Below are 6007 nucleotides of genomic sequence, written 5' to 3'. Positions count from 1 at the left end.
CGACCCACGGGGCCGGGCCGGGGCTCGTCGGACAGGCCTCAGGGCAGGTCCTGCTCGGACCAGATGACCTTGCCCTCACGGGTGTGCCGGGTGCCCCAGCGCCGGCTGAGCTGGGCGACCAGGAACAGTCCGCGGCCGCCCTCGTCGGTGGTCCGGGCGTGCTTGAGCCGCGGTGCGGTGCTGCTGGCGTCGAAGACCTCGCAGGTGAGCACGGAGTGCCGGATCAGCCGCAGGCGCACCGGCGGCCTCCCGTAGCGGAGCGCGTTGGTGACCAGCTCGCTGACGATGAGCTCGGTGGCGAAGCCGAGCTCCTCCGCCAGCCCCCAGTCGGCCAGCCGCCGGGTGACCGCGGCGCGCACGCCCGCGACGGCGGCGGGCTCGGGCGGTACGTCGAGGACCGTCACATGCTCCGCCGGCACCGCGGGGCAGCGGGCGATCAGCAGCGCGGCGTCGTCGTCGGCCCGGCCGGGGTCCAGCGCCGCCACCACGGCCTCGCACGCGGCCTCCGGGTCGGCGGGGGTGCGTTCCAGCACCTGCCGCAGCCGTTCCATGCCCGCGGCCGGGTCCTCCCCCGAACGGGCGAGGAGGCCGTCCGTGTACAGCACCAGCAGACCGTCGGGCGGCAGGTCGATCTCGGCGGCCTCGAAGGGCACGGCGCCCAGCCCGAGCGGCGGGCCGGCCGGCAGGTCGACGAAGCGGACGGAGCCGTCGCGGCCGACCACGACCGGGGGCGGGTGGCCGGCGCGGGCGAGGGCGCAGCTCCCGGCGACCGGGTCGAGGACGGCGACCAGGCAGGTGGAGCCGAGCAGGGTGTTGGCGACCCGGCCGTCGGCGGAGGGGTCGTCGTCGATGAAGGTGAGGACGAGGTCGTCGAGGTGGGCCAGCAGCTCATCCGGAGGCATGTCCATGTCGACCAGGGCGAGCAGGGCGCCGCGCAGCCGGCCCATGGCCGCGGCCGCGTCCAGGCCGTGGCCGACCACGTCGCCCACGACCAGGGCCGAGCGACCGGCGGAGAGCGTGATCACGTCGAACCAGTCGCCGCCGACGCCGGCCACCGGGTCCGCGGGGAAGTAGCGGGCGGCGCTGTGCAGACTGCCGCCGGTCGGGAGCCTGGGCAGCAGGCTCTGCTGGAGTTCGAGCGCCGTGGTGTGCTCGCGGGTGAAGCGCCGGGCGTTGTCCAGGGACAGCGCCGCCCGGTCGATGACGGCCTGGGCCGCCTCCAGGTCCTCGTCCTCGAAGGGGTCGGCGCGCTGGCTCCGCAGGAGGGTGACGATGCCGAGCGTCGTCCGGCGGGCCCGGATCGGGACGATCAGGCCGGAGTGGATGCCGTAGCGGCGGACCTGCTCGGCCCGTTCGGGGTCCTCCCGCGGCCAGGTGCCGACGTCGAGGTCGAGGTGGCGCTCCAGTCGGGCCCGTCCGTCCAGGAGCCACTGGCCGGGCGGGGAGGTGGGCGCGTAGCGGCTCTCCTGGCCGATCTCGATGATCGTCTCGGGGGCGCCCGGACGTCGTGACTGGTGGGCCGCCCGGCGCAGGACGGCGGGGCGGTCGGCGGCGAGCGGGGCGACCTCGTCACCGGCGAGGACCTCGTCCAGCAGGTCGACGAGGACGAGATCGGCGAGCCGCGGCACACAGAAGTCGGCGATCTCCTGGGCGGTGTGGCGCACGTCGAGGGTGGTGCCGATCCGCTCGCCCGCGTCGCTGAGCAGGGCGAGCCGCTCCCTGGAGCGCCAGCGGTCGGTGGCGTCGGTGACCATCAGGCACAGGCCCTGGACCCGGCCGCCGGCGTCCTCCAGGCGGAAGATCGTCGCCGCCGCCGCGTGGGAGCGGCGCGGGTCGCGACGGAGCCGGCCGGTGAGTTCGAGGTCCAGGGCGGGGGCCCCGGTCTCCAGGACCCGGCGCATCGCGTCCTCCGCGGTGACGTGGTCCATGAGCGGCTGGACCTCGGCGTACGTGCGGCCGATGCGCTCCTGGAGGCCGACCCCGCCGAGCCGCGCCAGTTCGTCGTTGGCCCAGACGTACCGCAGTCGCGTGTCCAGGACGCCGATGCCGACCGGGGAGCGGGCGAGCATCCGTTCCAGCATCGACCGGTTGGCCTCCCACCACGGGGCGCCGGTGATGTCGTACGCGACGACCAGGGTGGCGGCCGGCTGGTCGGATGCGCCGTGCGCCTGCCAGGTACGGACACCGAGGCGCCGTGGCCAGCCGTCGGCGTGCCGCACCTCGACGACCGCGGACCTGTCGTACCCGCGCGGCAGGTCGTCGCCCTCCGGCGGATGGACGAGGAGGGAGGCGACGGGCCGGCCGATCACGTCGTCCGCGGAGTAGCCGAGGAGTTCCTCGGCCGCGGCCGACCAGCCGGTGAACCGGCAGTCCGGGCCCACCGCCGCGGCGGCCGCGCGGGCGAGCTCCGCGGGCGGCTCGGCGCTCGCGTCCGGCGTGTACCGGTAGCCCCGGCTGGCACCGCGGCCGGCGGCGGTCTCGTGATCCATCCGGAACCTCTCCGTCGGTCCGATTTTCCCACCGGGGCCCCGCCCGCGCTTGCCCGGTCGGCCGAGCCCCCGCAGTGCGCCGCGAGACCCGGACGACGGCCCCGCACCCCACCACTTCCGATCATTCGATCAATTGGCCGTCAATTGGATCGAGGTGCATTGACCCGGTCGGATGATCACCCTAGGGTGCGGGCGAACGCAGCCGTTGCCACCCCGGCGCCGGGGGTCACCCCGCCGTGACGCCGTGCCGGCCGCGTCCGCCGCATCCACCCTCGACCGGCCCCGCCGCACCCCGGCCCGGTCCTCCCCATCGTCCGCCAGGAGCCGTACGTGCAGAACCCGTCCCTCCCCCGTCGAACCGTCCTCCGCACCGCCCTGGCCGCCGCCGGCGCCGTCCTCGTCCCCTCCTCCGTCAGCGGGTGCGCCGGGACCGACCCCACCCCCTCCGGCCAACCGACCACCCTCGCCTTCTGGGGCTGGGCCAAGGGCACCCGGGAGGTGGTGGAGGCGTTCAACGGCAGCCGCTCCGACATCCGGGTGGTGTTCGAGGAGATCCCGGCCGGCAACGCCGGCGGCTACGCGCGGATCGCCGAGGCCGCCGCGTCGGGCGGCGCGCCGGACGTCTTCAACGTCGAGTACTCGCAGCTGCCCGACTTCGTGGGCCGCGGTGCCGTCCAGGACATCACCGGGCTGGTGCCGACCCCGGTGCGCGAGGGGTACCTGCCGCAGGCCGTCCACCTCTGCACCGCGGGGGGACGGCTGTGGGCGCTGCCGCTCGACGCTGCCCCGCAGGCGTTCTACTACCGCAAGGACCTGTTCGCGCAGGCCGGCGTCGAAGTGCCGCGTACCTGGGAGGAGTTCCGCGCCGCCGCCCAGCGGCTCAGATCGGCGGTGCCACGCACCCGGATCGCGACCTTCTTCCCCGACGACCCCGCGACCTTCGCGGCGATGGCCTGGCAGGCCGACGCCCACTGGTTCACCGGCGCCGGGGACCTCTGGTCGGTGGACCTCACCCGGGGACGCACCCGCCAGACGGCCGACTTCTGGCAGCGGCTGGTCACCGACGACCTGGTACGGGTCCAAGCCTCGTTCAGCGACGAGTGGAAGGCCTCACTGCTGGCCGGGGAGACCTGCGGCTACCTCGGCGCCTCGTGGGGCGCCGGGGTCCTCCGCGGCACGCTGCCGGGCGCCGACGGCAAGTGGGCCGTCGCCCCGCTGCCGAGCTGGGACGGCGGCCCCGCCAGCGGCATGCTCGGCGGCACCACCTTCGCCGTCTCCAAGGACAGCAGGAAGGCCAAGGCCGCCGTCGAGTTCGCCACCTGGGCCACCACCACCGCCGAGGGCATCAAGGCCCGCATCGCCTCCGGCACCTCCTCCTCCTACCCGGCCGCCCCGGCCCTGGTGCCGGTGGCCAGGCAGGCCTTCCGCACCGACTTCTACGGCGGCCAGGACGTGTACGCCGTCCTCGAGCGGGCCGCGGGCGCGGTCCGGCCGACCTGGCAGTGGGGGCCGGCCGTCGGCACCACCTTCGGCTCGCTCCGGGAGGGCTTCGGCCGGCTCGGCCGGGGCGGCGGCACCCTGCCCGCGGCCCTGGAGGCGGCGCAGCGGGTCACCGTCGAGGAGATGCGCCGGCGGGGGCTCACGGTCGGGGCCTGAACGACCCGGATACCCGGCCCACCCGGCCCGCCCCGCGCGTCCGGGCGGGCGGGGCATCCGGGCGGGCGGGCCGGGCATCGACCGCAAGGGCCCGGCACCGAGCCCGTGGGGGGGTGGCTCGGCGCCGGGTGTGGGAGGGTGGTCGGTCAGTTCGCGCGGACGGTGATGTCGTCGCACCAGCCGTAGCCGGTGCCGCTGCGGGCGTAGCAGTAGATCTTGGCCGTGGTGGCGTCGGGGCCGGTGGTGAAGGTGGTCGAGCGGTTGGTGAACGTGGTGCCGGTGAAGACGGTGCTGACGGACCCGGTCGCGGCGTACTGCTTGGCGCCGAGGGAGAGTTCGGTACCGCTCGCGGAGACCTTGCCCCAGCCGCTGAGGGTGTAGGTGGTGTTGGGCTTGACCTGGATGATCTGCTCGGCGGCGGCCTGGGACGGGCCGACCTTCACGGCGCGGCTGCCGGCGTACTTGGTCGTGCCGTCGAGGGTGACACCGCCGTAGCTGGTCCAGGGGTTGAGGGCGGTGTTCTCGAAGCCGGAGTTGCGGACCAGGTTGACCGGGGTGCAGGTGCTGTCGTCGAAGGCCGCGCCCTGGTGGAAGCCGCGGTCGGGGCGGCAGACCTGCGGCAGGGCGTTGCCGAAGTAGTCCTGGGTGCCGAGGGTGGGGATGGTGGTGCCGGTGCCGCGGACCGGGGAGTTCGCGCTCAGCTTGTAGTCGGCCGGGGTGGTGCCGCCGGCGTTCACGAACTGCGGGTCGTAGGTCTTCTTCTCCGGGTCGGCCGGCTCGTTGGCGGGGTGGTTGCCGTAGAAGGTGTTCGCGGCCCAGGTGAAGTTCTCCGCCTCGTACGGGTAGGAGCTCTTGCCGTCCAGGGCGTCGTAGCCGCCGCTGCCGAGGTTGTGGAAGACGTTGTTGGTGAAGCGGGCCTTGGTGTCGCCGTAGCCGTCCTGGACGATGTCGGTGGTGGATCCGGCGGGCAGGTAGACCGTGTTGTGGTAGATGTCGGCGCTGTTCTCGCCGGAGGCGGTCAGCCAGCGGCCCTTGTCGTGGTGGCTGAGGTTGTAGCGCACCACGGTGCCGGTGGTGCTGGAGCCGGAGCCGCAGGAGCCACAGAAGAGCATGAAGCCGCCCTCGTTGTCGTGGCTGTAGTTGAACTGGAAGACGGCCCGGTTGTTGGCGTAGTCGGAGTCGAAGGCCTGGCCGTCGCCGTTGTCCGGCAGCCGGCGGACGTGGTGGACCTCGTTGTACTGGACGAGGGTGTCGTCGGAGTTGATGGTCCAGATGCCCGCGTTGGCGCCCATCGGGCGCATGGCGATGTCGTACGCGGTGTTGTGCTCGATCAGGGCGTGGTCGGCGGCGCGCAGGACGATGCCGTCGCCTCCGGTGTTGCTGATGGTGTTCCCGCGGAAGACCAGCCGGGTGCTGGGGCGCCAGTTGACCGTGGTCCCGCAGTTGTCACCGGTGCCGTACTGGGGGCGGCACATCCAGGTGGAGCGGTTGGTGAGGCCTTCGCGGTCGACGTTGTCGATGCGGGAGTTCTGGACGACGGCGTCGTCGAAGTTGGTCGGCGTGGTGGTGCCGGAGACGCGCAGCTGGATGCCGTTGGACCACTTGGTGGCGTCGCCGTTGACGTCGTGGACGTAGACATCGTCGACGAGGTAGTGGCTGCCGACGCCGTCGGGCAGGTCGGCGATCTCGACCAGCAGTCCGTTGCGTTCGCGCTTGGTGGTGCCCGTGTCCCGGAAGGTGATCTCCAGGTCGTGGATCTCCCACTGCTCGACGTTGTACAGGTGGACGGCGGCCTTCTCCGTGCCCGCCGCGCTGCCGGCGACGACCGGGCGGGCGGTGCCGGTGCCGTACGCGGCGAGGGT

Annotated in this window: 3 protein-coding genes; 1 reads left to right on the top strand and 2 read right to left on the bottom strand. The window is 73.8% G+C overall.

Features of this window, described 5'->3' with window-relative positions; all coding sequences use genetic code 11:
* Nucleotides 1–38: 38 nt before the first annotated feature.
* On the bottom strand, nt 39–2489 hold the full coding sequence (locus ACWEQL_RS40315; RefSeq protein WP_452156259.1) for a SpoIIE family protein phosphatase: 2451 nt from the start codon (nt 2487–2489) through the stop codon (nt 39–41).
* 330 nt (nt 2490–2819) lie between these two features.
* Here ACWEQL_RS40315 and ACWEQL_RS40310 point away from each other — a divergent pair, with 330 nt between their 5' ends.
* The gene (locus ACWEQL_RS40310) at nt 2820–4145 is read left to right on the top strand and encodes an ABC transporter substrate-binding protein (RefSeq protein ID WP_452156257.1); all 1326 of its coding nucleotides are present in this window, start codon (nt 2820–2822) and stop codon (nt 4143–4145) included.
* Nucleotides 4146–4291: 146 nt separating this feature from the next.
* Here ACWEQL_RS40310 and ACWEQL_RS40305 read toward each other — a convergent pair.
* On the bottom strand, nt 4292–6007 hold a 1716-nt coding region (locus tag ACWEQL_RS40305; RefSeq protein ID WP_452156255.1), incomplete at its 5' end, for a carbohydrate binding domain-containing protein.

The organism is Kitasatospora sp. NPDC004240 (genome assembly GCF_053603215.1).
Note: the sequence above shows the minus strand (reverse complement) of the source record. Positions and strands in the feature narration are given on the sequence as shown.